This is a genomic window from Amycolatopsis sp. NPDC104775 (assembly GCF_055583325.1).
Genome location: NZ_JBVJOE010000004.1, coordinates 741245 through 764897 on the forward strand (window position 1 = coordinate 741245; position 23653 = coordinate 764897).

17 protein-coding genes are annotated in these 23653 nt (G+C 71.1%); 4 read left to right on the forward strand and 13 right to left on the reverse strand.

All coding sequences use genetic code 11. From position 1 onward, the window contains the following. The 9 genes from eccD to ACZ63D_RS22025 form a co-directional block, all read right to left on the reverse strand. On the reverse strand, window positions 1–1386 hold the full coding sequence (gene eccD / locus ACZ63D_RS21985) for a type VII secretion integral membrane protein EccD (protein ID WP_465356181.1): 1386 nt from the start codon (window positions 1384–1386) through the stop codon (window positions 1–3). Then, on the reverse strand, window positions 1383–5399 hold the full coding sequence (gene eccCa / locus ACZ63D_RS21990; protein WP_465356182.1) for a type VII secretion protein EccCa: 4017 nt from the start codon (window positions 5397–5399) through the stop codon (window positions 1383–1385). The genes eccD and eccCa overlap by 4 nt, the downstream gene beginning before the upstream one ends. Beyond that, on the reverse strand, window positions 5396–9295 hold the full coding sequence (locus tag ACZ63D_RS21995) for a WXG100 family type VII secretion target (RefSeq protein ID WP_465356183.1): 3900 nt from the start codon (window positions 9293–9295) through the stop codon (window positions 5396–5398). The genes eccCa and ACZ63D_RS21995 overlap by 4 nt, the downstream gene beginning before the upstream one ends. A 66-nt stretch (window positions 9296–9361) precedes the next feature. After that, a complete protein-coding gene (locus ACZ63D_RS22000) occupies window positions 9362–9916 on the reverse strand; it encodes a hypothetical protein (RefSeq protein WP_465356184.1) in 555 nt (184 codons plus the stop codon). A gap of 45 nt (window positions 9917–9961) precedes the next feature. Next, entirely contained in the window at window positions 9962–10261 is a 300-nt protein-coding gene (locus ACZ63D_RS22005; protein ID WP_465356185.1) for a WXG100 family type VII secretion target, read from the reverse strand. A 29-nt stretch (window positions 10262–10290) separates the two neighbouring features. Beyond that, window positions 10291–10629 carry a WXG100 family type VII secretion target gene (locus tag ACZ63D_RS22010; protein WP_465356186.1) on the reverse strand — a complete coding sequence of 113 codons (339 nt, stop codon included), beginning with the start codon at window positions 10627–10629 and terminating at the stop codon, window positions 10291–10293. 396 nt (window positions 10630–11025) lie between these two features. Next, window positions 11026–11532: a DUF1062 domain-containing protein gene (locus ACZ63D_RS22015; protein WP_465356187.1), complete on the reverse strand. Its 507-nt coding sequence runs from the start codon at window positions 11530–11532 to the stop codon at window positions 11026–11028. Between the two features lie 238 nt (window positions 11533–11770). Continuing rightward, window positions 11771–12415 (reverse strand): LuxR C-terminal-related transcriptional regulator, encoded by a 645-nt coding sequence (locus tag ACZ63D_RS22020; protein WP_465356188.1) that lies wholly within the window; start codon window positions 12413–12415, stop codon window positions 11771–11773. Then, complete coding sequence (locus ACZ63D_RS22025) at window positions 12403–13641, reverse strand: sensor histidine kinase (protein ID WP_465356189.1); 1239 nt, start codon at window positions 13639–13641, stop codon at window positions 12403–12405. Before ACZ63D_RS22025 ends, ACZ63D_RS22020 begins: the two co-directional genes overlap by 13 nt. Before the next feature lie 196 nt (window positions 13642–13837). Here ACZ63D_RS22025 and ACZ63D_RS22030 point away from each other — a divergent pair, with 196 nt between their 5' ends. Both ACZ63D_RS22030 and ACZ63D_RS22035 read left to right on the forward strand, forming a co-directional pair. Beyond that, window positions 13838–14554 carry an ABC transporter ATP-binding protein gene (locus ACZ63D_RS22030; protein ID WP_465356306.1) on the forward strand — a complete coding sequence of 239 codons (717 nt, stop codon included), beginning with the start codon at window positions 13838–13840 and terminating at the stop codon, window positions 14552–14554. Between the two features lie 3 nt (window positions 14555–14557). After that, on the forward strand, window positions 14558–17077 hold the full coding sequence (locus ACZ63D_RS22035) for an FtsX-like permease family protein (protein ID WP_465356190.1): 2520 nt from the start codon (window positions 14558–14560) through the stop codon (window positions 17075–17077). Window positions 17078–17085: 8 nt separating this feature from the next. On the opposite strand, the gene ACZ63D_RS22040 is transcribed toward ACZ63D_RS22035, so the two are convergent. Beyond that, on the reverse strand, window positions 17086–18111 hold the full coding sequence (locus tag ACZ63D_RS22040; protein ID WP_465356191.1) for a bile acid:sodium symporter family protein: 1026 nt from the start codon (window positions 18109–18111) through the stop codon (window positions 17086–17088). 100 nt (window positions 18112–18211) lie between these two features. On the opposite strand from ACZ63D_RS22040, the gene ACZ63D_RS22045 reads away from it, so the two are divergent. Next, window positions 18212–19078 carry a LysR substrate-binding domain-containing protein gene (locus ACZ63D_RS22045; RefSeq protein ID WP_465356192.1) on the forward strand — a complete coding sequence of 289 codons (867 nt, stop codon included), beginning with the start codon at window positions 18212–18214 and terminating at the stop codon, window positions 19076–19078. On the opposite strand, the gene shbA is transcribed toward ACZ63D_RS22045, so the two are convergent. After that, a complete protein-coding gene (shbA, locus tag ACZ63D_RS22050; protein WP_465356193.1) occupies window positions 19052–20197 on the reverse strand; it encodes an RNA polymerase sigma factor ShbA in 1146 nt (381 codons plus the stop codon). The genes ACZ63D_RS22045 and shbA overlap by 27 nt on opposite strands. A gap of 446 nt (window positions 20198–20643) precedes the next feature. Between shbA and ACZ63D_RS22055 the strand changes: the two genes are divergently transcribed. Then, window positions 20644–20913, forward strand: a complete 270-nt coding sequence (locus ACZ63D_RS22055) for a WhiB family transcriptional regulator (RefSeq protein ID WP_020660750.1) — start codon at window positions 20644–20646, stop codon at window positions 20911–20913. A 132-nt stretch (window positions 20914–21045) separates the two neighbouring features. On the opposite strand, the gene ACZ63D_RS22060 is transcribed toward ACZ63D_RS22055, so the two are convergent. Next, window positions 21046–22098, reverse strand: coding sequence for an RNA polymerase subunit sigma-70 (locus ACZ63D_RS22060; RefSeq protein WP_465356307.1), 1053 nt, complete (start codon window positions 22096–22098; stop codon window positions 21046–21048). After that, the gene (locus ACZ63D_RS22065; RefSeq protein WP_465356308.1) at window positions 22088–23605 is read right to left on the reverse strand and encodes an MDR family MFS transporter; all 1518 of its coding nucleotides are present in this window, start codon (window positions 23603–23605) and stop codon (window positions 22088–22090) included. The genes ACZ63D_RS22060 and ACZ63D_RS22065 overlap by 11 nt, the downstream gene beginning before the upstream one ends. Window positions 23606–23653 lie beyond the last annotated feature (48 nt).

Sequence of the window (23653 nt, forward strand, 5' to 3'; positions counted from 1 at the left end):
TCATGAAGTGAGCCCGACGGCCCACGCGTAGACGCCGAACAGCTGCAGCAGGACCGGGATCATCGCCACCGCGCTCAGCGTTTCCAGCCAGTTCGCCAGATGCCCCCAGATCGGCAGCAGCCGCCGCGGCGGCGGGCGCAGCATCGCCAGCAGGAGCAGGAAGAACACCAGGCACAACCCGGCGAGGCAGGCCCCCCGCCACGGCGTCGGCAACGGCTGGATCAGCGACAGCCCGAGCAGCACCAGGCCGATCGCGCCGGCCACGGCGAGCGGAACCCGCTGCCACACCCCGAGCAGCGCCCGCGAACGCATCAGCACCGCGGCCGAGACGAGCCCGCCCAGAATCGTCGGGAACAGCCCGTCGCCGACCAGGAACGGGAAGCAGCCGACGAAAACCGCTGTGGCGGCGAGGCAGGCGATGGTGAGGTAGCCGTCGGCGTACCCGGTCTGGTGCACCATTTGCGCTGCTGGCATCGGCTCGATGTCGTACTGCAGTTCCCCGGCCGAACGCGGCAGCTGCGGACCGCGGATGCGGGCGAACCGGATGCCGATCCGCGGCGCGAACACCATCAGGCCGACCAGCACGAACGACACCAGCCCGGCCGCCTGTTCGGTGGTGAACCCGGCGCCGAGGTGCAGCCACAGCGAGATCGCCCCGGCCAGCCCGGTCGCCGCCACCGCGCCGAACGGCACGAACGGGATGGCGTGCGACCACGCCGCCCGGCCGCCGAGCACGAGGCCTCCCGCCAGCGCGAAAGCCAGGCAGCCGGTCACCATCGGCGTGCCCTGCAAGTCGAACGCCGGATCGAGGCCGGCCACCGCGACCGAACCCGAGAGGAACGCGAACCCGCAGCCGCCGAGCCCGAGCAACGTCAGCAAGGCCTTGTCGTCCGAACGCACGCCGGTCGCCACGGCCGCGACGAGCAGCCCGAGCGACACCGCGCCGCCGCCGATCGCGGTCAGCCCGGCCGAACCCGGGTAGAGCAGCACCCGGGCGAGCACCACGAGCGAGAAGATCGCGAACCCGAGGAACAGGCCGCGGTTGAACTCCGGGCGCCAGCGGCCGGGACGGCGGCTCACCGCGGTGGCCATGCCGTCGGCGATGTCGTCGAAATCCAGTTCCGGCAACGGATCCGCGCGAGGGCGCAGGTGGAACTCCTCGCCCTCCTTCCAGTCCAGCGACTCCGGCGTGCCCGACGCGTCGAGCGGTTCCTCGCCGAGCCGCTGCAGCACCCAGGCCTCGCCGAGGTCCTCGCGGCCGCCGGTGTGCTCCAGCAGCACCGGCAGCAGGCTGGTCAGCGGAACGGACATCGGCACCGCCAGGTCCGCCCGGCCCTGCGGCCCGTACACGGTGATCCGGCACAGTTCGCCGGTCGACGCGGTCATCGCACGCCCCTTTCGGTCGTCGCGAGCGGGGACCAGCCCCCGCCGGCCCGGTCTTCTTCCGCGATCGCGGTCTGCACGAGCTTCACGCCGCGGCGGGTGACCAGCTGCGCGCGCCCGGCGGGCAGCTGCCGCGGAGCCGCCTCGCCGAGGAACTTGCCCTCTTCCTTGGGGTAGGAGAACACCACGCCCGGGCTGCCGAGTTCCCAGATCCGGCGGACCACCGCGTCGCTCAGCGCGCGCATCGCACCCGAGGTGCTGCGGCTGACGATCAGGTGGAAGCCGATGTAGGAACCCTGCGACAGCAAGGACAGCAGCGGTTCCAGCGGCGAACCCATGCCGCTGGTCAGCAGCTGGTAGTCGTCGACCACGAAGAACAGCCGGGGCCCGGTCCACCAGTCGCGGCGTTTGAGCCGGTCCGCGGTGATGGTCTGGTCCGGCACCCGCGGAGTGAGCGAAACGCTGGCCTGCTGCGCCAATTCCTGCAACGCCTCGGTGGTGGTCGCGTAGCCGACGCGGTAGGCCTCGGGCACTTCGGCGTCCAGCTGACGGCTGGGGTCGGCCAGCACGATCTTCGCCTCGCTCGGCGAGTAGCGCGCCAGCACCGAACGCAGGACCACCCGCAGCAGGTTGGTCTTGCCGGTTTCGTTGTCGCCGAAGGCGAGCAGATGCGGAGTGGCGGCGAAGTCGTGCCACACCGGCAGCAGCCGCTGCTCGTCCTGGCCGAGGGCGATCCGCAGGTCCCCGTCCGGAGCGGGCAGCTGGGCCATCGGCAGTTTCGCGGGCAGCAGCCGCACCGCCGGGGCCGGCGCGCCCGGCCAGAACAGGCGGACCTCTTCGGCGACCGCCTTGGCCGCCGCGGCGAGGTCCTCGGTGTTCCCGCTGCCGTCCATCCTCGGCAGCCCGGCGAGGAAGTGCAGGCCGTCCGGGGTGAGGCCGCGGCCTGGCTGGTTCGGCACCGTTTTCGCTTTGCGCGAGCCGATTTCCGACTCCATCGGATCGCCGAGCCGCAGCTCGAACCGGGTCTGCAGCAGATCCCGCAGATACGGCCGGATCTCCGACCACCGGGTCGCGCCGATCACCACGTGCACGCCGAAGGACAGCCCGCGCGAGGCCAGTTCGCCGATCTTCTGCTCCAGCTCGCTGTAGTCGTTCTTGAGGCTGTACCAGCCGTCGACCACCAGGAAGACGTCGCCGAACGGATCCTCGATCCGGCCGTCGCGGCGCAACGCGCGGTAGGCGTCCATGGATTCGATGCCGTGCTCGGAGAACAGCGTTTCGCGGCCCTCCATGACCTGCGAGATCTCCTCGATGGTCCGCACGACCCGGTCGCGTTCGAGCCGGGTGGCGACCGAACCGACGTGCGGCAGGCCGGACAGCGACATGATCCCGCCGCCGCCGAAGTCCAGCCCGTAGAACTGGACCTCCTTCGGCGTGTGCGTCATCGCCAGCGCCAGCACGAGCGTGCGCAGCAGGGTCGACTTGCCGGTCTTCGGCCCGCCGACCACCGCGACGTGCCCGGCCGCCGACGACAGGTCCGCCGTCAGCAGTTCGCGGACCTGCTCGAACGGCCGGTCGATCATCCCCATCGGCACCCGGAGCCTGCCCCAGTGCGCGGGGTCCTGCACGGCCATGCCGCGCACCGGGTCCGGCGTGACGCTCGGCAGCAGCGAGTCCAGGCTCGGCGATTCGGCCAGCGGCGGCAGCCACACCTGGCGCGCAGCCGGGCCCGCGCCGGTCAGCCGGTCGATGAACGCGTCGGCGAGCGTCGGCCCGCCCGGCACGGCGGCTTCGAGAGCGTCCACATCGGACTGTTTCTCGGCCGGTTCCGGTTCGTCGTCGCGGATGATCAGCTTCGCCGGATGGGCCTCGGTGCGGAACGGGACGACCTCCCGGCTGGCCCGCGCCGCTGTCATCGCGGAGTTTTCGCCGGTGCCCGCGGGCACCGGACCGGATACGTAGGCGGCCTTGAACCGCACCAGGTTCGTGGTGTCGATCTTGAGGTAGCCGTTGCCCGGCTCCGGCGGCAGCTCGTAGGCGCTGCCCGCGCCGATCACGCTGCGAGACTCCATCGAGGAGAAGGTGCGCAGCGCGATCCGGTACGAGAGGTGGCCTTCGACGCGGTGGATCCGGCCTTCGTCGAGCCGCTGCGAGGCGAGCAGCAGGTGCACGCCGAGGCTTCGGCCCAGCCGTCCGACGGAGACGAACAGCTCCATGAACTCCGGCTTGGCGCTCAGCAGTTCGGAGAACTCGTCCACCACCAGGAACAGCGTCGGCATCGGGGCGAGCTGCTCGCCGGCGGCGCGGGCCTTTTCGTATTCGTACAGCGACGGGTAGCCGCTCGCGCGCAGCTGTTCCTGCCGCCGCACCATTTCGCCGTTGAGCGAGTCCTGCATGCGGTCGACCAGCGGCAGTTCGTCGGCGAGGTTGGTGATCGTCGCCGAGGTGTGCGGCAGCCGGTCCATGCCGAGGAACGTCGCGCCGCCCTTGAAGTCGACGAGCACGAAGTTGAGGATCTCCGACGAATGCGTCGCGGCCAGCCCGAGCACGAGCGTGCGCAGCAGCTCCGACTTGCCCGAACCGGTCGCGCCGATCAGCATCCCGTGCGGGCCCATCCCGCCCTGCGCCGATTCCTTCAGGTCCAGCTCGACGATCTCGCCGTCCTCGGTCACGCCGATCGGCACCGACATCCGGGCCCGCTGCGCCGCCCGCGGCCGCCACTGCGCCGGGACGTCGAAGGTGTGCACGTCCTTGATGCCCAGCAGCGCGGTCAGCCCGAAGTCGCTTTCCAGCGGCTGGTCGGCGATTTCCAGGGTGCCGCTGGTCCGTTTCGGGGCGAGCAGCCGGGCGAGTCCCTCGGCCTGGGTCACCGAAAGCTCGTCCCGGGTCGCCGAACCCGCTCCGCTGCCCGCGGGGAACTCGACCGAAGCGTCCTTCGCGGTCAGCCGCAGCACCTTCGGGCCGCCGGGAAGCGCGCCGGTGACGTCCAGCAGCACCACGTTGCGCAGCCCCGCGCCGACCAGCCGCGAGGACTCCGGGATCGTCGCCAGATGCGCCACGATCACCACGAACGGCTCGGTCGTCGTCGGCCCGACGGTCTTGTCGTGGTCGTCGCGATCGGCCACCTCCGGACCGAGGAGGTCCATCAGCTCGTCGTGGTCGGCGGCGAGCAGCCGGAGCGGGCCCGCGGCGTCGCGCAGCGTCGGATGGTTGTTGTGCGGCAACCACTTCACCCAGTCCCACTGCGCCTGCGCGGCTTCGGTGGTGAGCACCGCGAGCCGCAGTTCGTCCGGCGAGTGGAAGGCGACCAGCTGCGCGAGCATCGCCCGCACCAGCCCGGCCGCCGCGTCCGGATCGCCGTCGAACTCGACGCTGGTGAAGCTCCGCAGCCCGACCGCGATCGGGATGCCCGACAGCGTGCGGTAGGTCTCGGTGAACCGGCGCAGCGAGATCGCCGACAGCGGTTCGAGGTCCTCGATCGGCTTGGTCACCGGCGGCACCAGTTCCAGCGCGGATTCCTGCGTGCCGAGCCCGATCCGCACCCGCGCGAAGTCCTCGTGGCTGATCCGCCGCTCCCACAGCCGCGGCCCCATCGCGAGCGACCACAGCGAATCCGGGGCCGGGTTGTTCCAGGCCACCGCCTGCCGCTGGTCCTCCGCGGTCGACCGGGCCCGCTCCCGGACCTGGCCGATGTAGCGCAGATAGTCCCGCCGCTCGGCCTGCATCTTGCGCTTGCGCTCGGCGGCCGCGCGGGACAGCTGGCCGAGGCTCATCGCGATCATCGACACGCCCATGCCGCCGCCGATCACGTAGGTGAACGGCGAACTGCCCGCGACCCCGGAGAACGCCAGCACCATCACCAGCGACCCGATGGCCATCGGCAGCATCATCAGCAGCGAGTTGAAATCGCGCGCCGCCGGCTCCGCCATTACGGGCGGTTCCTGCAGTTCCTCTTGCCCCTCGGGCATTTCCGGACCCGCGGCGCGCGGGCCCCGCTTGACGGTTTCCGTGCTCATTCCAGCACCCCCGGGGCACTGCGGCGCGTCGGCTCGCCCCAGGCCGAGTCGTCCTGCCGGAGCAGATCGGCCATCGTGCGTTCCTCTTCTTCCTCGGTCTCTTCCTCCGCGGTGTCCGTATCCGGCTCCTCGGGTTCCTCGGGCTCCGGAGCGTCGCCGCAGGTGGGCAGCTCGTCCGGGAGGATCTCGGCCGGGCCGCCGCGGACCCGCTGGTAGGTGCCGAGCGCGGGGCCCTCGCCGGGACGCCAGGGCTCGTCGCTGCGCTGGACGTGGTCCGTGGCGATTTCCTCCCGCCGGTCGTCGGCCGGGGCGGCGACCGGAAGGAGTGCGGGGAGGAAATCGGCGGTGCCCACGTCCCAAGCCGAGGTGTCCTCGGTGTCGAGGGGCTGGACGACGGCGATCCGGATGAGATCGCTCTCGGTGCCGGGGTCCGCGGTGGACCAGCCGGTGTTCGCCGGGGCGGTCCGGTCTGTGCGGTGCGGTGCCGCCTGGGTGGGGGGAGCGTCCACAGTGGACCACGGGGTGGCGTCGGCTGGTGGGGTTTCGCCTTGCGTGGTCGGGTTTCCGACGCCGACTGGGGTGTTCGGAGCCCAGGGTTGCTGGGTGTTGCCGATCAGCTCGGCGGAGTCGGGTCGTTCGGTGGCTGGTGGGTTTGCTCCGTTGGTCGCGTTGCTCGGGGGGATGATGGGTGTGTTTGCCCAGTCGGTCGAGGTGCTCGGCGGAGTTTCGCCTTGCGCGTCGGGGTTTCCGACGCCGATCGGCGTGTTTGCCGCCCAGGGTTGCTGGGTGTTGCCGAGCAGTCCGGACGAGTCAGGCCGTTCGGCTGCGGGCGTGTTCGTGCCGCCACCGGCACCGCCCGGCGGGACCATGGGCATGCCCGGGCCTTGGTTCTTCGCCCAGTCGGCCGAGATGCTCGATGGGTTTTCGCCTTGTGCGTTGGGGTTTCCGAGGCCAACCGGCGCGTTCGCCGCCCAGGGTTCCTGGGTGTTGCCGAGGAACGCGGACGTGTCAGGTCGCTCGGCAGGCGGGTTCGTCCCGCCACCGGCACCGTCCGGCCCCTTCGCCGAGGGAGCCCAGTCCGCCGATTCGCTCGGCGGCGTCTCCCCGAACGCGCTCGGGTCGCCGATGCCACCGGGCAGCTCGGCCGTCCACGGCTGCTGCACGTTGCCGAGCAGCCCAGCCGAATCCGGCCGTTCCGCGGTGGGCGTGTTCAGTCCGCTGCCGCCGCCCATGCCGCCGGGCGGGACCATCGGCGGTGTCCCCATGCCGCTGGGCGGTGTCCCCGTGCCCGGGGTTTGCTCGTGGTTGGCGATGGGTTCCGGGATTTTCGGCAGGTCGCGTTCGCTGAGCCCCTTCACCTCAGGACCGGCTGGCCCGCCCCCGGACCCCGCTGGCGGCGGGGCCCATTCGGCGGAGCGCAACGCTGGGGTGTCTCCGTGCGAGTCGGGGTTGCCGATGCCGTCGGGCGGCGGGCTCAGCCACGGCTGCTGCACGTTGCCCAGCAGTCCGGAGGAATCGGGACGTTCGGCGGCGGGCGTGTTCAGCCCGCTGCCGCCGCCCATGCCGCCGGGCGGGACCATCGGCGGCGTCCCCATGCCGCCGGGCGGGACAAGCGGCGGTGTCCCCGTGCCCGGGGTTTGCTCGTGGTTGGCGATGGGGTCCGGCATTTTCGGCAGGTCGCGTTCGCCGAGACCCTGCACCCCAGGCCCGGCTGGCTCCCCGCCGCCCGGGCCGCCGACGGCCGCCGGTGGCGGGGCCCATTCGGCCGAGCTGAGCGGCGGCGTGTCGCCCTGCGAGTCGGGGTTGCCGATGCCGTCCGGCGGCGGGCTCACCCACGGCTTCTTGATGTTGCCGAGCAAGCCCGACGAGTCCGGGCGTTCGGCGGCGGGTGTGTTCAGCCCGCTGCCCCCGCCCATGCCGCCCGGCGGAACCATCGGCGGGGTCCCCGCACCGGGGATCTGCTCGTGGTTGCCGATGGCGTCCGGCATCTTCGGCAGGTCGCTCTCGCCGAGACCCTTGATCGCGCCCGGACCGCTGTCGCCGGGGCCGCCCGCGCCGTCGCCGGTTCCGCCGCTCGCACCGGGCGGCGGAGCCCACTTGGCCGAGTGCAGCGGCGGCGTGTCGCCGTGCGAGTCGGGGTTGCCGATGCCGTCCGGCGGCGGGCTGATCCACGGTTTCTTGATGTTGCCGAGCAAGCCCGACGAGTCCGGACGTTCCGCGGAGGGCGTGTTCAGTCCGCCGCCACCGCCCATGCCGCCCGGCGGCATCATCGGGATGCCGCTGCCGCCCGGCGTCTGGTTGCCCGGCGGGTTGCTCAGGCCCGGCGGCAGATGCGCCGGGTTGAGCGCGTTGTTCGCCAGGTGGCCGCCGGAATCGCCCGGCGGCGGCGGAATCGACGCCGGGTTCACGTGCCCGGACCCGCCGGAGCTTCCCGGCGGTGCGGGGATCGAGGGCGGGCTGACATGGCCGGACCCGCCCGGTCCGCCGGAGCTCCCCGGCGGTGCCGGGATCGAGGGCGGATTGACGTGCCCGTCCAGGTTGTTGCCCGACGCCCCCGGCGGAGGCGGAATCGAAGGCGGATTGACGTGTCCGCCCAGGTTGTTGCCCGACGCCCCCGGCGGAGGCGGAATCGAAGGCGGGTCGACGTGCCCGTCCAGGTTGTTGCCCGACGCCCCCGGCGGAGGCGGGATCGACGGCGACTTGAGGTTGTTCCCTCCCACGGAATCGTTCGGGGACTTCCCGTCCTTGCCTCCGCCCGCCGAGCCGCCCGGCGGCGCGGGAATGGACGGCGGCTTCACGTTGTTCGCGCCGATCCCGCTGGGCGGCGGCGGAATGGAGGCAGCGGTCACCGGAGGCGGCGTGCCGTTGCCGCCAGGGCCGTTGAGGTCGCCCGGCGGAGGCGGCACGACGGCGTTCTTCAACGGCGGCGGCACGTTGTTCCCGCCCGGCCCGTCGACGCCGTTCGGCGGCGGCGGAATCACCGCCTTGTTCACCGGCGGCGGCGCGCCATTGCCACCGCCGCCACCGCCCGGAGGCGGGGACACTGGCGGCGGTTTCGGGGCAGGCGGCGGCTGCGTCACCGGGGGCGGCGGCGGAGACGTCGGCGGCGGGGGAGGCGTCACCGGCGGAGGCGGCGGAGGCGTGGGCGGCGGCGGAGGCGGCGGGGGTGGCGGAGGAGGCGGTGGGGGAGTATTTCCGGCACCGCCGCCGGGCGTCGGCGGCGGGGTCGTCTTGCCCTCGTTGACGTGCACCGTGTTGTACTTCTGCGCGAGCTGGCCCGCGACCTTGCGCATGTCGTTGGTCATCATCTCGACGGCCTCGGGGAACTGCGAGATGTACGCGCGGCCGTCGCTGAGGTGGTATTTGCTGCCCTGGGCGAGGACCTGGCTGGCGTAATAGCTGTCGATGTAGCGGATCGTGTCCTGCGCCCACTTGAGGTACGCCGCGGAATTGACGAGGTTGTTCGGCACGTTGTTCGACCCGCCGCCGTCGCCGATCCGGTCCGCCAGATCGGAGAACTTGTTGCCCAGCGCGGTCATCATGTCCTTGAACTTCGTCGCGGCGTCGCCCTTCCACGGACCGTCGGGTCCGGCGAGGGCGGCGGTCTGGTCCTGAATGGACTGAGCGACCATCTCGAGGTTCTGCTGCGTCTCCTGAAACACCCCGGCCGCGTCCTGAAGCGACTGCCAGTTGACGTTGCCGTAGGCCTTGTCCCGGTTGTCCTGGCCGCCCGACAGCGAACCGCCGCCGAGCACCGCCGCTTCGATCTGCTTCCACGTCAGGCCGTCGAAATCCTTCGACGGGTCACCAGTGGTGTTCTGGTTGCCGGTCTTCGTGGTGTCCGGCCAGACCCCGTCGTCGTCCGAGGTGAACCCGTTGGTGTTGTCGTCCGCCATTTTCCCTCGATCGCTCCGCACCTGAGAGACCCGGGCGAGAGCCCGGAAAGACCGCCGCCCGTCCGGTCAGGGTTTCTGACCGGCGCCGGTGATGTGGCCGCTGACGGTGTTGAAATACTGGTTGTAGTCGTCGGCCGACATCTTGTTGACCTCGTCGGCGTTGTCGTACGCCTTGGAGGCCTTGTTCACCGCGTCCGCCACCTCGTCGAGCGCTTTGCAGAGGTCGTGGATCGCGGTGCGGGTGGTGTCCCGCAGCGCGTTCGTGCCCTGGATCGGCTTGAAGATCTTCTCCTGCGCCGTCAGGAACACGCCGGGCTTGAGCTGGATGCCGTCGAGTTTCGCCGGCAGGTCCTTCAGCGGCCCGTCCGCGAGCGCCTGCAGGTTCTTCGCGAACGTGCGCATCGCCTCGGTGTTGACCGCAGTGACGCCCTTGCCCGGATGCTCGGAACCTCCCGGCACCGGCGGCGGCTTGCCGACCGTGCCCGGCGGGATCCACTCGTTCTTCACATCCGGCGGCGTCTGGTCGCCGGGGCTGTGGAACTTCCCGTCGGCGGACGTCGTCTGATGCTTGTCCGACGTGTCGTTGTGCATCCCGTAGTCGGTGTCACCCAACGAAACCATGGCCGGTCACCCTCCTTTCTGGTCAGTCGCAGCGCGGCGGCGGCCTCAGTTGGCGGCGAACCGCTTGGCGTTGTTGCCCTCGGTGTTCGAGGTGCCCTCGTTGATGTTGGCGAGGGTCTGCGCGGCGGCGTCGAGCGCCTGCGGCAGCGTCAGCGCCGCCTGGTGGCAGTAGTTGTAGGTCTCGTGGAACATGTCCGCCGCGACACCGGTCCAGTTTTCGCGCTGGCCCTCGATGACCGCCTTCATCTGGTCCAGCAGCTCGGTGATCTGGTTGGACTGCTGCTTCGCCTGCCCGACGGTGTCCTGCATGGTCGCGAAGCTGATCTGGAACTGGCCCAAAGCCATGGGAAGAGTCCTTTCGGGAGAGAGACGGATCAGAAGCCCTGCAGCCCGCCGCCGCCGATGACCGCGGAGGCGTTGTGGGCGGTGGAGGTGTTGTCCGAGTCCCGGCTGTCGTACTCGCTCGCCGAGGTCTGCACGTTCTGCGCGAGCTCGTCCAGCTTCTGCACGATCTTGCGGACCGTCTGGTCGAACTGGCCCATGGCCGTGCTGAACACGTTCGCCGAGTCCGACTGCCAGGTGCCGAACAGCGTCTGCATGGTGCCGTCGACCTTCTGGTTCACGCCGGTGATGTTCTGCCCGGTGTCGCTGATCGTCTGCGCGCCCTTGCGCATGACGCTGGTGTCGACGCGGGCGCCGTCCTGCGAAGGCATGCTTTCTCCTCTGGTCTGGTTCTCCGGATATGACGGACTGGCATGCCAGACCGCCGGCGTCGCCGCGGATGCCCTGCGTTCGGCCGATACGCCAGAGCACGGGGAGACTGCGGACTTACGGTAAGCGCCGCTCTACGGGTTGTCGCCGCGTTGTTCCCTTCTGAACACCACCGCGCGGACGGCGGGGCAAGCGGCTCCTCCGCCCGGGGGCGCCGGGCCGCGGCAACGCTTCGCGCGGGCGGCGGTTACGCACGATTGCCCGTTCAGGCAACGCTGTTGCCCGGGTTCGCGGTTCGCGCTCATGCGAGCGGATCCGGCCTCGTCCTTTATGGACAGAGAGCTGTCGGTGAGGGGAACCCTGGGGGAATCGGATTCCCTCCGGGTTCCCCTCCCGGGTCAGTACTTCAGGGTGAAGGCGAAGTCGCCGGAGAGCTTGCCGTTCAGCCGGACCGCCGACACGACCTTCCCCTCGGCGAGCAGCCGCTCGACCTCGGCCCGGGCGAGGCCGCAGCCCCCGGCGATCAGCCGCACCGGCCGGACCGGGATCCGGGCCGCGAACCGGACGGAGACGTCGATCGCGTCCTGGTCCAGGTGGTCCGAACCACCGGTGTCGAGCCGCCAGGCGCCGTCCCAGTCGAGCGCGACGCGGTTGCGCCGCCGCAGGACCGGGTCCTGAAGCAGTTCGGCGGCGAGACCGGGATCGTTGTGGTGCAAGCGATCCAGCAGTTCCGGGCGGACCGAGCGCACCCGGGCCCGTTCGAACACGGTGAGTTTCGCCGTTTCCCCGCAGCCGGTGCAGAGCACGAGAAGCCAGGCGTCGACGAGTTTGTGGTTGGCATTGACCCGGAACTTGCCGTCCGCCCGGAAAAGCCCGGACGCGCAAGTGTGGCAGCGCCGCCGCACGAGCGGCAGGCGAGTGGGCAGGACTGTCCAGTTACAGAGCACAGGAGTACACCGATTCCAGTGAGAATTCCGCAGCACGAAGAAGCGCGACGCTCAACGGCGGCGCGCGACGAAGTCAGAGCTTGGGATGCCTCACGCGATGTACAACGGCACGTCCTGACCTGGGCGACACTGGTCGGGCGAGAGTAGCCGCGGGCCCGGACGCGCCTCCACTGGTTTTCCGTGCAGGCGCCGCGGGCTAGGCGTTGAGGTAGGCGAGCACGGCCCGGACCCGCCGGTGGTCGCCCGTCCCGGGGGACAGCCCCAGGCGGGCGAAGATGTTGCCCACGTGCTTGTTCACCGACGTTTCCGCGATGAACAGCTTTTCGGCGATCGCGCCGTTGCCGTACCCCTCGGCCATCAGCGCGAGCACCTCGCGTTCGCGGGGGCTGAGCACGTCGAGCGCGTTCGCGCCGAGCCGGCGCGCCATCAGCTGCGAAATGACCTCCGGGTCCATCGCCGTGCCGCCCGCGGCGACCCGGTCCATCGCCTCGCGGAACTCCTCGATCCGCCCGACCCGGTCCTTCAGCAGGTAGCCGACGCCGGACGCGCCGTTGGCGAGCAGTTCGGCGGCGTAGGCGTGCTCGACGTACTGCGAGAGCATCAGCACCGGCAGGCCGGGGATTCGCTCGCGGGCCGCCGCGGCCGCGCGGAGCCCCTCGTCGGCGAAGCCGGGCGGCAGCCGGACGTCCAGCACCGCGATGTCGGGCCGGTGCTCCAGCAACGCGGGCAGCACGTCCGGCCCGCGTTCCAGCACGGCGCACACCTCGTGGCCGACCGTGGACAGCATCAACGCCAGGCCTTCCCGGATGAAGGCGTTGTCGTCGGCGATCACGACGCGCACGGCAGCTCCGCCCGCAGCACCGTCGGGCCGCCTTCGGGGCTGCTCAGCGCGAAGCCGCCGTCGAACGCCGCGACGCGCCGCCGGATCCCGGCCAGCCCGGTGCCGAAGTTCTCCGCGGCTCCGCCCTTCCCGTTGTCCCGCACAGTGATCCTGATCCTTTCCCGGTCGAGCGCGAGCGTAATCCATGCTCGGTCGGCCCCGCTGTGCTTGGCGATGTTCGTCAGCGCCTCGGCGACCACGAAGTAGGCGGCCGCCTCCACCGCGGCCGGAGCCTGCCGCGTGCCCGAGACCTCGACCTCGACCGGGACCGCGCTGCTCGACGCGAGCGCCCGCACCGCGCCGGCCAGGCCGCGGTCGGTCAGCAGCGGCGGATAGATCCCGCGGACGATCGTGCGCAGCGCCGCCAGCGCGTGCTCGGTCAGCTCCTGCGCGTCGTCGACCAGGCTGAGCGCGTTGTCCGGCTGATTCCGCAGGGCGTGCTTGATCAACCCGAGCCGCAGCGAGATCGCGACGAGCCCGGCCTGGGTGCCGTCGTGCAGGTCCCGTTCGATCCGGCGCAGTTCGGCGCCATGCGCTTCGAGGGCTTCGGCCCGGCTGACCGTCAGCTCTTCGATCCGGCGGGTGTGCCTGCTGCCGCGCGGCGGGCGCAGCAATGCCCGGGCGAGCGTCGCGTGCCCGCGCGCCAGCAGCGGCACGAGCAGGACCAGTCCGGTGGCGTACAGCAGGCCGATTCCGGTCGCGCCGAACGCCTGGGCCCAGCTGGTGACCGGCCGGAACGTGAGATGCGCGGCGGGCGGCAGGATGGTCCACCAGATCGGCGCGGTGCCCCAGCAGAGCGCGCCGGACAGCAGGCTCAGCCCGACGAAACACAGCGGGGTGCCGACCAGGGTGCCGACCGTCAGGAACGCCAGGTCCTTCCAGACCGCACGGTCTTTGAGGACGCCGAGCGGCGAACCAGACGCGGGAGCGTAATTCTCGCCCACCGGTGTGCCCAGCAGCCGTTCGACCCGTTTCCGCTGCGCGCGGGCGAACCGGCGCAGCAGCGGGACGAGCAGCACCACCAGCGGCAGCCCGATGCCAACGAGACTCAGCAGCAGGCTTCCTGCGGTCAGCCAGAAGAGCAGCAGGCCGCCGAGGCCGATGGCGGCTCCGACCGCGAGGTACCGGAAGGAAACGCCGAACCCGGCGAGATAACCCCGGACGCCGGACAGGTTCGCCGGCTCCATCCGCCCCCCTGACGAAGATCCGCTCGGCAGGTGCAGTTTTCTGCACCTGGGATCTGCAGGATACGTGCTGTCCGGCGGGTCCCCGGCTCCGTAGCGTCCGGGAAAAGCACCAGCACCGCACCCGGAGGACGAAGTGGCACGCGAGAAACGGCAACGCCCGGCACCGGTCCGGACCGGAACCCCGCCGGACGACGTGGTGTCGCTGCGGTCGGTGCGCAAGACCTACGGTTCCGGCGCGAACGAGGTGACCGCGCTGCGCGACCTGACGGTCCGTTTCGGCCGCGGGTCGTTCACCGCGGTGATGGGCCCGTCCGGCGCGGGCAAGAGCACCTTCCTGCACTGCGCCGCCGGGCTCGACCGGCCGAGCGACGGAACGGTGCTGCTCGGCGGCACGGACCTGGCCGGCCTGGACGAGACCGGGCTGACCGTGCTCCGCCGCGAGCGGGTCGGGTTCGTCTTCCAGTCCTACAACCTGCTGGCGTCGCTGACCGCCGCGGACAACATCTCGCTCCCGATGCGGATGGCCGGGCTGACCGCCGATCAGGCCTGGCTGGACGAGGTCGTGCGCCGCGTCGGGCTGACCGGGCGGCTGGACCGGCGCCCGGCCCAGCTGTCCGGCGGGCAGCAGCAGCGGGTGGCGATCGCCCGCGCGCTCGCGCCGCGGCCCGAGGTGGTGTTCGCCGACGAGCCGACCGGCGCGCTCGACACCCGGACCGGCCGCCAGGTGCTCGGACTGCTGCGGCAGCTCGTGGACGAGACCGGCCAGACGGTGGTCATGGTGACGCACGATCCGGTAGCCGCGTCGTATGCGCACCGCGTGGTCTTCCTCGCCGACGGTGCGCTCGCCGACGAGATGACCGAGCCCGCCCCGGATCGCGTGGCCGAGCGGATGACCACGCTCGGGGAGTGGTGAGCGATGCTCGAACTGGCGGTCAAAACGCTGCGCGGGCGCGCTTCCGGCTTCGCCGGCGCGTTCGTCGCTCTGCTCGGCGCGGCCATGCTGGTCACCGCGTTCGGCATTCTCCTCCAGTCCGGCGCGGAAACCGGGGTGGCTCCGCAGCGGTACGCCGGGGTCCCGGTGGTCGTCGGCGGCGCGAAATCGTTCGAGGTGCGGGAAAACGGCAAGGCCAAGTCCAAGCCGCTCAAGGAACCGGCGCCGCTGACCCGCGAGACAGTGCGGAAGATCGCCGCTGCCGAGGGCGTCGGCTCGGTGGTGCCGGACGTGAGCTTCCCCGCGGTGCTGGGGACCGGCGACCCGGCCGCGGCCGGGCATCCGTGGTCGAGCGCCCGGCTGGGTCGCTTCGATCTCGTCGAGGGCCGCGCTCCGCAGCGGCCGGGCGAGGTGGTGCTGGACGCCGGATCGGCCGGGGAAGCCGGAGCCGCCGTCCGGATCCAGACGACCAAAGCCGCCGCCGAATACCGGGTCGTAGGCGTGGTGAAACTGTCCGGTGTGGACGGAGAACTCCGCACGCCTGTCGTGTTTTTCGCCGACGCGGAAGCGGAAAGCCTTGCCGGGCGCGGCGACCGGGTGGACGCCGTCGGCGTGTTTCCCCTTCCGGGCGTCGATCCCGCCGAGCTGGCCGACCGGCTGAGCGCCGCGCTGGGCTCCGAAGCGGAAGTGAGCACCGGCGACGACCGCAGCCGCGTCGAAAACCCCGACGTCGCCTCAGCGAGCAGCACTCTGCAGGAGATCGCGGGTTCGCTCGGCGGCACGGTGCTGCTGATCGCGATTCTGGTCGTGGCAAGCACTCTCGCGCTGAGCGTCCACCAGCGCCGCCGCGAACTGGCCGTGCTGCGCGCGATCGCGGCGACCCCGCGCCAGATCTGGAAAATGCTCGCCGCGGAAGCTCTGGTGCTGTCGGTCGTGGCGTCGGCGATCGGGTGCCTGCCCGGCATTCTCGCCGCGCAGCTGTTGCGGGGCGCGCTCGTCCTGATCGGCGTCGTGCCGAGTGATTTCTCTTTCTCCGCAGGAATTCTGCCAATGCTGGTGGCTGTGCTCGCCGGGGTGGCAACGGCGCAGATCGCGACGTTCGCCGTGGCGTGGAAAGCCTCGTCGGTGCGGCCGGTCGAGGCGTTGAGCGACGCTGTCCTCGAGCAACCGGGGATCAGCGTTGGACGTCGGACGCTCGGGGTTGCGCTGCTGCTGCTCGGTTTCGCCGCGTCGCTGCTCCCGGTGTTCTTCTCCGGCGTCTTCGCCGTCGCGGGCGCGGGCAGCGGCGGGCTGATGATGATCGTCGCGATCCTGGTGCTGGCGCCGCCGATGGCCGCGTTCGCGACCAGGCTGCTGGCCAAGCCGATCACCCGGCGGTTCAAGGAGTACGGCGGCCTCGCCGCCGCCAACACGCGGGCGAACGCGCGCCGGTTGGCCGCCGGAATCGGACCGCTGGTGCTGGCGATCGGGTTCGCGTGCGTGCAGCTGTTCATTCCCACGACCCTCGGCGCCGCGGCCGCCGACCAGGCTGACGAGGGCATCATCGCGCAGTACACGCTCACCGGCGCGGCAGGCGGGCTTCCGGACGACGCGGTCCGGGACGCGGCCGCACTGCCTGGTGCGGAGGCCGCGACCGGCGTGACGCGGGTGCAGGTGTTCGCCTCGGCGAAGGTGCTCGATTCGCCGGAGATCTTCGACTTTCTCGCACAGGGCATCACCGCCGGCAACGCGGCTGAAACGATGGATCTCGCTGTCTCGTCGGGAAATCTCGCCGATCTGGCTTCGGGAAAGGTGGCTTTGAGCACGAGCGCGGCGAGCACCCTCGGCGCCGGAGTCGGCGACCGGATCACGCTGAACTTCCCGGACGGCTTCGCGGCGACCCCGGCCGTCGCCGCGATCTACCAGCGGGGCAGCGGATTCGGCGACGTCACCTTGGCGATCGAGGACGTGTTCGCGCACAGCTCCCGGCAGCTGGCCCAGCAGATCCTGGTGCGGGCGCGCCCGGGCACGGATCTGGAGCCGGGCTTGACGAGCCTGTCCGGGAAGTACCCGGGGTTGACCGTGTCCGCCAAGGCCGGCCTGTCCGAAGAACAACGCGACGCGGCGACCGCTTCGGCGCTGAGCAGCGCGTTGCCGCTGGTGCTGGTCTTCGCCTACCTCGCCCTGGCGGTGGCGAACACGCTGGTGATGACCACGCTGGCCCGGACGCGGGAGTTCGCGCTGCTGCGCCTGGTCGGCATGACGCGGGACCAGGTGCTGAAGGTGCTCCGGATCGAGGCTCTGACGGTGGTGCTGATCGCGGTGGCGGTGGGGACTGCGGTGCCGCTGCTCCCGCTGGCCACGGTCAGCCTCGGCCTCACCGGATCGCCGGTCCCGAGCATCCCGCCGCTGCTGTACCTCGGGATCGTCGCCGCGACCGCGCTGGTCGGAGCCGCGTCGGTGCTCGTGCCCGCCAAGTTCGCCCTGCGCGTCCGGCCGGTGGACGCGATCGGAACGCGTGAATAGGCTGCGGTTCAGCCGACCGGGGCCAGGTCCCCCTGCTCCGCCGCGGCCGCCTGCCGGGCGTACCGGCGCGCCATCGCCGCGCACACGATCAGCTGGATCTGGTGGAACAGCATCAGCGGCAGCACGATCAGCCCGACCTCGGCGTGCCCGAACAGCACCGTCGCCATCGGCAGGCCGCTCGCGAGGCTCTTCTTCGAACCGCAGAACATGATCGTGATCCGGTCCGCCCGGCCGAACCCGAGCAGCCGCGCGCCCCCGCTCGTCGCGCCGAGCACCGCCGCCAGCAGGACGCAGCAGACCGCGACCAGCACCAGCAGCGGGCCGACGTCCAGCTGGCGCCAGATGCCCTCGGTCATTCCTTCGCTGAACGCGGTATAGACCACCAGCAGGATCGAGCCCCGGTCGACGATCTTGAGCGGCGCGGAATGCCGCTGCACCCATCCGCCGATCCAGCGGCGCGCCAGCTGCCCGGCCACGAACGGCACCAGCAGCTGCAGCACGATGTCCAGCACCGCCGAACCGCTCACGCCCGGGCCGTCGGTGGCCAGCAGCAGCGCGACGAGCAGCGGCGTCAGCACGATGCCGAGCAGATTGGACAGCGACGCGCTGCAGATCGCCGCCGCGACGTTGCCCTTCGCGATCGAGGTGAACGCGATCGACGACTGCACGGTCGAGGGCAGCAGGCAGAGGAACAGCACGCCGGTGTACAGCGGCGAGGTCAGCAGCCCGGGGGAGAGAACCGACGCGGCGAGCCCGAGCAGCGGGAAAAGCACGAAAGTGGCGCAGAGCACCGTGACGTGCAACCGCCAGTGCCGCATCCCCTCGACCGCTTCCTGACTGGAAAGCCTTGCGCCGTAAAGGAAAAACAGCAGCCCGACCGCGATCTTGGTCGCCCCGCCGAACCCGGTCGCGACGGCGCCGGACGCCGGCAGCAGCGAGGCGATGCCCACGGTGACGAGGATCAGGGCGATGAACGGGTCGATCCGCAGCTTGGCGAGCAGGGCCGAGACGGGGCGGGCGAACGAAGCGAGCACGGTGGATCTCCTTTCCCGGCCGATTCTCCCGCCGCCGCCGGTCATTCGGAACCCCGATGACCGTACTGACTGTCATTGCGAAATCCGATAACATGGCCGCATGCTGGATCCGCGGTTGTGCCGTTCCTTCCTCGCCGTGGCGGAAACTCGCAGCTTCACGGCGGCGGCGAGGCGACTGGGGGTGGGGCAGCCCACCGTCAGCCAGCACATCCGGCGGCTCGAGTCCGAGGCCGGCGGGCTGCTGTTCGCCCGGGACACGCACGCGGTCGACCTCACCGCGCGCGGGCAGGCGATGCTCGGTTTCGCGCAGACCATTGTGGACACCGAGGAGCGCGCCGCCCGGCATTTCCGCGGCGCGCAGGTGCGCGGCCGGGTCCGGTTCGGGGTGTCGGAGGACTTCGCGCTCGGCGAGCTGCCGGAAATCCTGCGGCGGCTGCGGGAAAGCCATCCGCTGGTGGACGTCGAACTGCACGTGGAACTGTCCGATGTGCTCGCCCGGCGGATCGCCGACGGACGGCTCGACCTGGTGCTCGGCAAACGCCGCCCGGGCGCGCCGGGCCCGGGTCGGCTGCTGCGCCGCGAACCGCTGGTGTGGATCGGCTCGGCCGCGACGGAGCTCACGCCCGGCCAGCCGGTGCCGCTCGTGCAGTACCCGATGCCGTCGGTCACCCGGCAGCTGGCGGTGGAAACGCTGGAGCGCGCCGGGCTGGAATGGCGGGCGGCCTGTCAGACCTCCAGCCTGACCGGCTTGCGCGCGGCGGCGGCCGCCGGGCTCGGGATCACCGTGCACGCGCGGAGCCTGGTGCCCGCCGATCTGGCCGCATTGCCCGCCGGGCTCGGTCTCCCGGACCCGGGCGACGTGGATTTCGTCCTGCTGTCGAGGGACGGCAGCGAGGGCCCGGTGGAGGCGCTGGCGGAGTTCGTGGTGGCGCGGATCGGGTCAGCGCCGCCGTCGTTCGAGGACTGAGCGCAGGCGCAGCAACGCGCGGTGCTGGGCGACCCGGACCGCGCCGGGAGTGGAGCTGACCGCTTCGGCCGCTTCTTCGGCGGAGAGCCCGACTACTACGCGCAGCAACACGATTTCCCGCTGTCGCTCCGGAAGCATCTGCAGCAGCCGGGCCAGGTGCCGGTTCAGTTCGGTGCGCAGCGCGCGGTCTTCCGGCCCGTCGGCGAGATCCATCGTCTCCGGTATCTCGGCCACCGGCTCGGTCCGGTTGCGTGCGTGCGCCCGATGCGCGTCCGCCACCTTGTGCTGCGCGATGCCGTACACGAAGGCGAGAAACGGCCGTCCCTGCTGCCGATAGCTGGGCAGCGCGGTCAGCAACGCCAGACAGGCTTCCTGCGCCACGTCGTCCGCCGAGGCGTACGCGTCGCTTCCGCCCAGCCGCGCCCGGCAGTAGCGCACGATCAGCGGCTGCACCGCCGCGAGCAGTTCCTGCGCGGCGTCCGGATCGCCCTCGACCGCGGCGCGCACCGGGCCGTCGAAGCCGAACCGGCAAGCCGGGACCCGCGGTGCGGCCAAGGCGGTCGCTTCGGTTTTCACGCGGGTCAACGCTTCTTCGACGTCGAGCGCCGAGCGCAGCGCGTTGACCAGCGCGGTCTCGGCTTCGCGCAGTGCGGTCATCAGGGCCTCCTCGCGCCCGGCCAGGCCAAGCCGGTGTTTCAGCCGTTCCCGCGCGTGCCGCAGATTGGAGCGGACCGTGGTGCCCGCCATGCCGAGCGCCGAGGCGATCGCGGCGGGCGAGAAGCCGTCAAGCGCCCAGGTCAGCACCGTGCGCTGGGTCTCCGGCAGCGTCGAAAGCAGTTCGACCCCGCGCGCGTTGCGCTCCACGACGGCGGCCAGCCGCTCTTCTGGCGGGTCCGCGGACGGCGCGCCGCCGTCGAACCACGTCTGCTCGGAGGCGAGCCGGGAGGCGGTCAGCCGCACCGCCACGCGCGGGTCGCCCGGCGGCGGCCACGTCCCGGTTTCCTGGACGAACGCCTCCACCGCCACCTCGCGGGCGGTGCCCGGCCCGAGCCCGCCCGTGCACAGGAACGCCACGAGGCGAGGGAAATCGCCCCGGAAAAAGCCGTCGAACCCCGCCACGCGCACCCCCTCCCGATCCGCACTCGCGGAACAGGTGGCGGTGACGCGCCCGTGGGATGTAACGATCAGGTCACGGAAATGTGGTTAACGCCGGGGATGGCGGGTACCTGACGGAGACGGGCTGCTCGACCCGCAACGCGGCGGAAGGGAGAAACGGTGTGCGTAAAAGGAAAACCCGGGCACTCCGGGGACGCGGAGCGTCCGGTGCGGGGTCCGTAGCACGGGTGCCGGCAACCGAGTCCGCGATGTGAGCTGAATCGAAATTTCCCGCCCGGGCGGTGATCGGTGGTAAGTTGGAAAGCCGGTCGTCCGCCGGGTCTTTCGCGGCCCGGGGCGGTTCGGCCGAAAAGCCCACCGAACACCCTCCGAAGGCATGGCGTGCCCGTGCGCGCGGAGAACTCGGTTGACCATGGTTCGACACTGAGGACAGGAGGTGAAAAGCAACAATGGAACTCACGGCCACCAGCTGGCTCGCCCGCGCGGCGTGCCAGGACGAGGACCCGGAACTGTTCTTCCCGATTTCCGACATGGGCCCGGGAGCGCAGCAGGTCGCGAAGGCCAAGGCGGTCTGCGCACGCTGCCCGGTCCGCGCGGAATGCCTTTCCTATGCTCTCGACAACGGTCTCGGCAACGGGATCTTCGGGGGAACCACCGAGCTGGAGCGCCGGAAGCTGGTGCGAACCGGCTCCGCCGCCGCACAGCATCGAGTCGCCTGACCGCGAGCCGGTGACCATTTCCCGGCGGCGAGGGCACGAGCAGTTTCCCCCACCACGACCGGCATGAAGCCCGGAACTCGGTGGTTGCGCCCGGGCGGCGATCGCGGCATCGCGATCACCGCCCGGGCGTTCTTATTCTTCGAACGTTTCGGCGAGTCCGTACGGCGCCAATGCCGCCGTTTCGAACGCGGCCATCGCCGTCACCAGTCCGTTTCGGACGGTGAGCACGCAGACGCCGAATCCGCGATAAACCGATTCGCCCGGCCGGCGCAGATATCCGGCGACGGCGGGCTGCCGGTTCGCGCGCACCGGCACCATCCGGAAACTGCCCCGGTAGTACGGCGACCCGGGATCGAAACTCGGCCCGAGCGCGCCGAGAATCCGATCGCGACTGTCGAACCACAGCGAATAGGGCGGCATCACCGCACGCGCGTCCTCGCTCAGCACCGCGGCCACGGCCCGCACGTCCGCCGATTCGTAGGCGGCGATGAACTTCCGCAGCAGCGCCGTTTCCTCCGCCGTCGTGGTGTCCGGTGCGGACCACTCAGCGCGCCGGGCGGGCAGCTTGGCGCGCAAGGTCTCCCGGCCCCGCTGCAGCGCGCTGTTCGCCGAGGCCACCGAAGTGCCCAGCAGTTCGGCAGTGTCCTTTGCGGACCAATCGAGCACGTCGCGCAGGATCAGCGCGGCGCGCTGCCGCGGCGGGAGCAGCTGGATGGTGGCGAGGAACGCCAGTTCGATGGTTTCCCGTTCGACCACCGCGGCGCCGGTGTCGTCCGGCGCCGCGGGGTCGAGCAGCAGGTCGGGAAACGGGCCGAGCCACGGCACGTCGAGCGCGGAGATTTCGCCGGCCGGGTCGGCCGCCGGACCCAGTTCGTCCGGCAGCGCCCGCCGCGGCCGCCGGGCGAGCGCGTCGAGGCAGACGTTCGTCGCGATCCGGTAGAGCCACGTCCGCACGCTTGCCCGCCCGGCGAAGCCCGCACGGCCTTTCCAGGCCCGCAGAAACGCCTCCTGGGCGAGATCCTCGGCCTCTTCGAACGAGCCGCTCATCCGGTAGCAGTGCACGCGGATCTCACGGCGATGCCGTTCGAGCAGGGCGCCGAACTCCTCGTCGCTGGTCACCCGGGCAACGGTAGCTCGTGAGCGCCGATGCCCGGTCCTGAACCGGCGGGAACGCTCACGAGGCAGCTTCGTCCGCCAGCCGTTCCATCCCGCTCTTCGTCTTGAGCGGCACGTGCTTCAGGAACGCCACCGCGATCACCACGAGCAGCGCGATCGGCGCGCTGATCAGGAACAGGTCGCTCGTCGCGACACCGTAGGCGTCCCGGATCACCGTGACGACCGGGGCGGGCAGTTGCGCCAGGTCGGGCACCTTCCCGCCGCTGCCGGACCCGGCTGAGGCGGCCGGGCCGAGCCCGTCGGCGACGAGCGTGCCGACCCGGTTGGCCAGCACCGCGCCGAGCGCGCTCACCCCGATCGATCCGCCGAGGCTGCGGAAGAACGACAGCGTCGAGGTCGCCGCGCCGAGGTCGGCCGCGGGCACGTCGTTCTGCGTCACCAGCACCAGGTTCTGGTTCAGCATGCCCACTCCGACGCCGAGCACCAGCATGAACAGGCTCAGCTCCAGCAGCGAGGTGTGCGCGTCGATCAGCCCGAGCAGGCCGAGCCCCGCCGCCATCAGCACCGCGCCGAGCAGCAGGAACGGCTTCCACTTGCCGGTGCGGCTGATCAGCTGGCCGGACACGGTGGACGAAACCAGCAGCCCGAAGATCATCGGCAGGCTCATCAGCCCGGCCACCGTCGGCGATTTGCCGAGCGCCAGCTGGAAATACTGGGACAGGAACACGGTGCCGCCGAACATCGCGACGCCGACCAGGAAGCTCGCGACGGTGGCGAGCGTGACCGTGCGGTTGCGGAACAGCCCCAGCGGCACGACCGGTTCGCGCACCTTCGACTCGACCCACACCGCGAGCACCAGCACGAGCACGCCGGCGGGCACGAGCACCGCGGTCTGCCAGGAACCCCATTCGAAGGTCGAACCGGCCAGCGACGACCACACCAGCAGCGTCGAAACGCCGAGCATGATCAGGAACGCGCCGAGGTAGTCGACGTGCACCTCGCGGCGCAGGGTCGGCAGGTCCAAAGTGCGCTGCAGCAACAGGATCGCGGCGAGGGCGAACGGCACGCCGAGGAAGAAGCACCAGCGCCAGCCGAGCCACGAGGTGTCCACGAGCACGCCGCCGATCAACGGGCCGGCCACCGTGCCGACGGCGAAGACCGCGCCGAAGACGCCGGAGAACTTGCCCAGCTCTCGCGGCGAAACGATGGCCGCCATGATCACCTGCGCGAGCGCGGTGAGCCCGCCGCCGCCGACGCCCTGGGCGATCCGGCTGAGGATCAGCACGTCGATGTTCTGCGCGAGCCCGGCCACCAGCGAGCCGACCACGAACAGCCCGAGCGAGAGCTGGATCAGCAGTTTCTTGTTGTACAGATCGGAAAGCTTGCCCCAGAGCGGGACGGTCGCGGTCATCGCGAGCAGTTCGGTGGTGACGACCCAGGTGTAGGACGACTGGCTGCCGCCCAGTTCGGACACGATCCGCGGCAGGGCGTTCGCGACCACAGTGGACGCCAGGATGGCGACGAAAATGCCCATCATCAGGCCGGACATCGCCTGCAGCACTTGCCGGTGGCTCATCGCCGGGGACGAAGCGGGCGACTCCGCGGTGGACAGGGACATGGACAG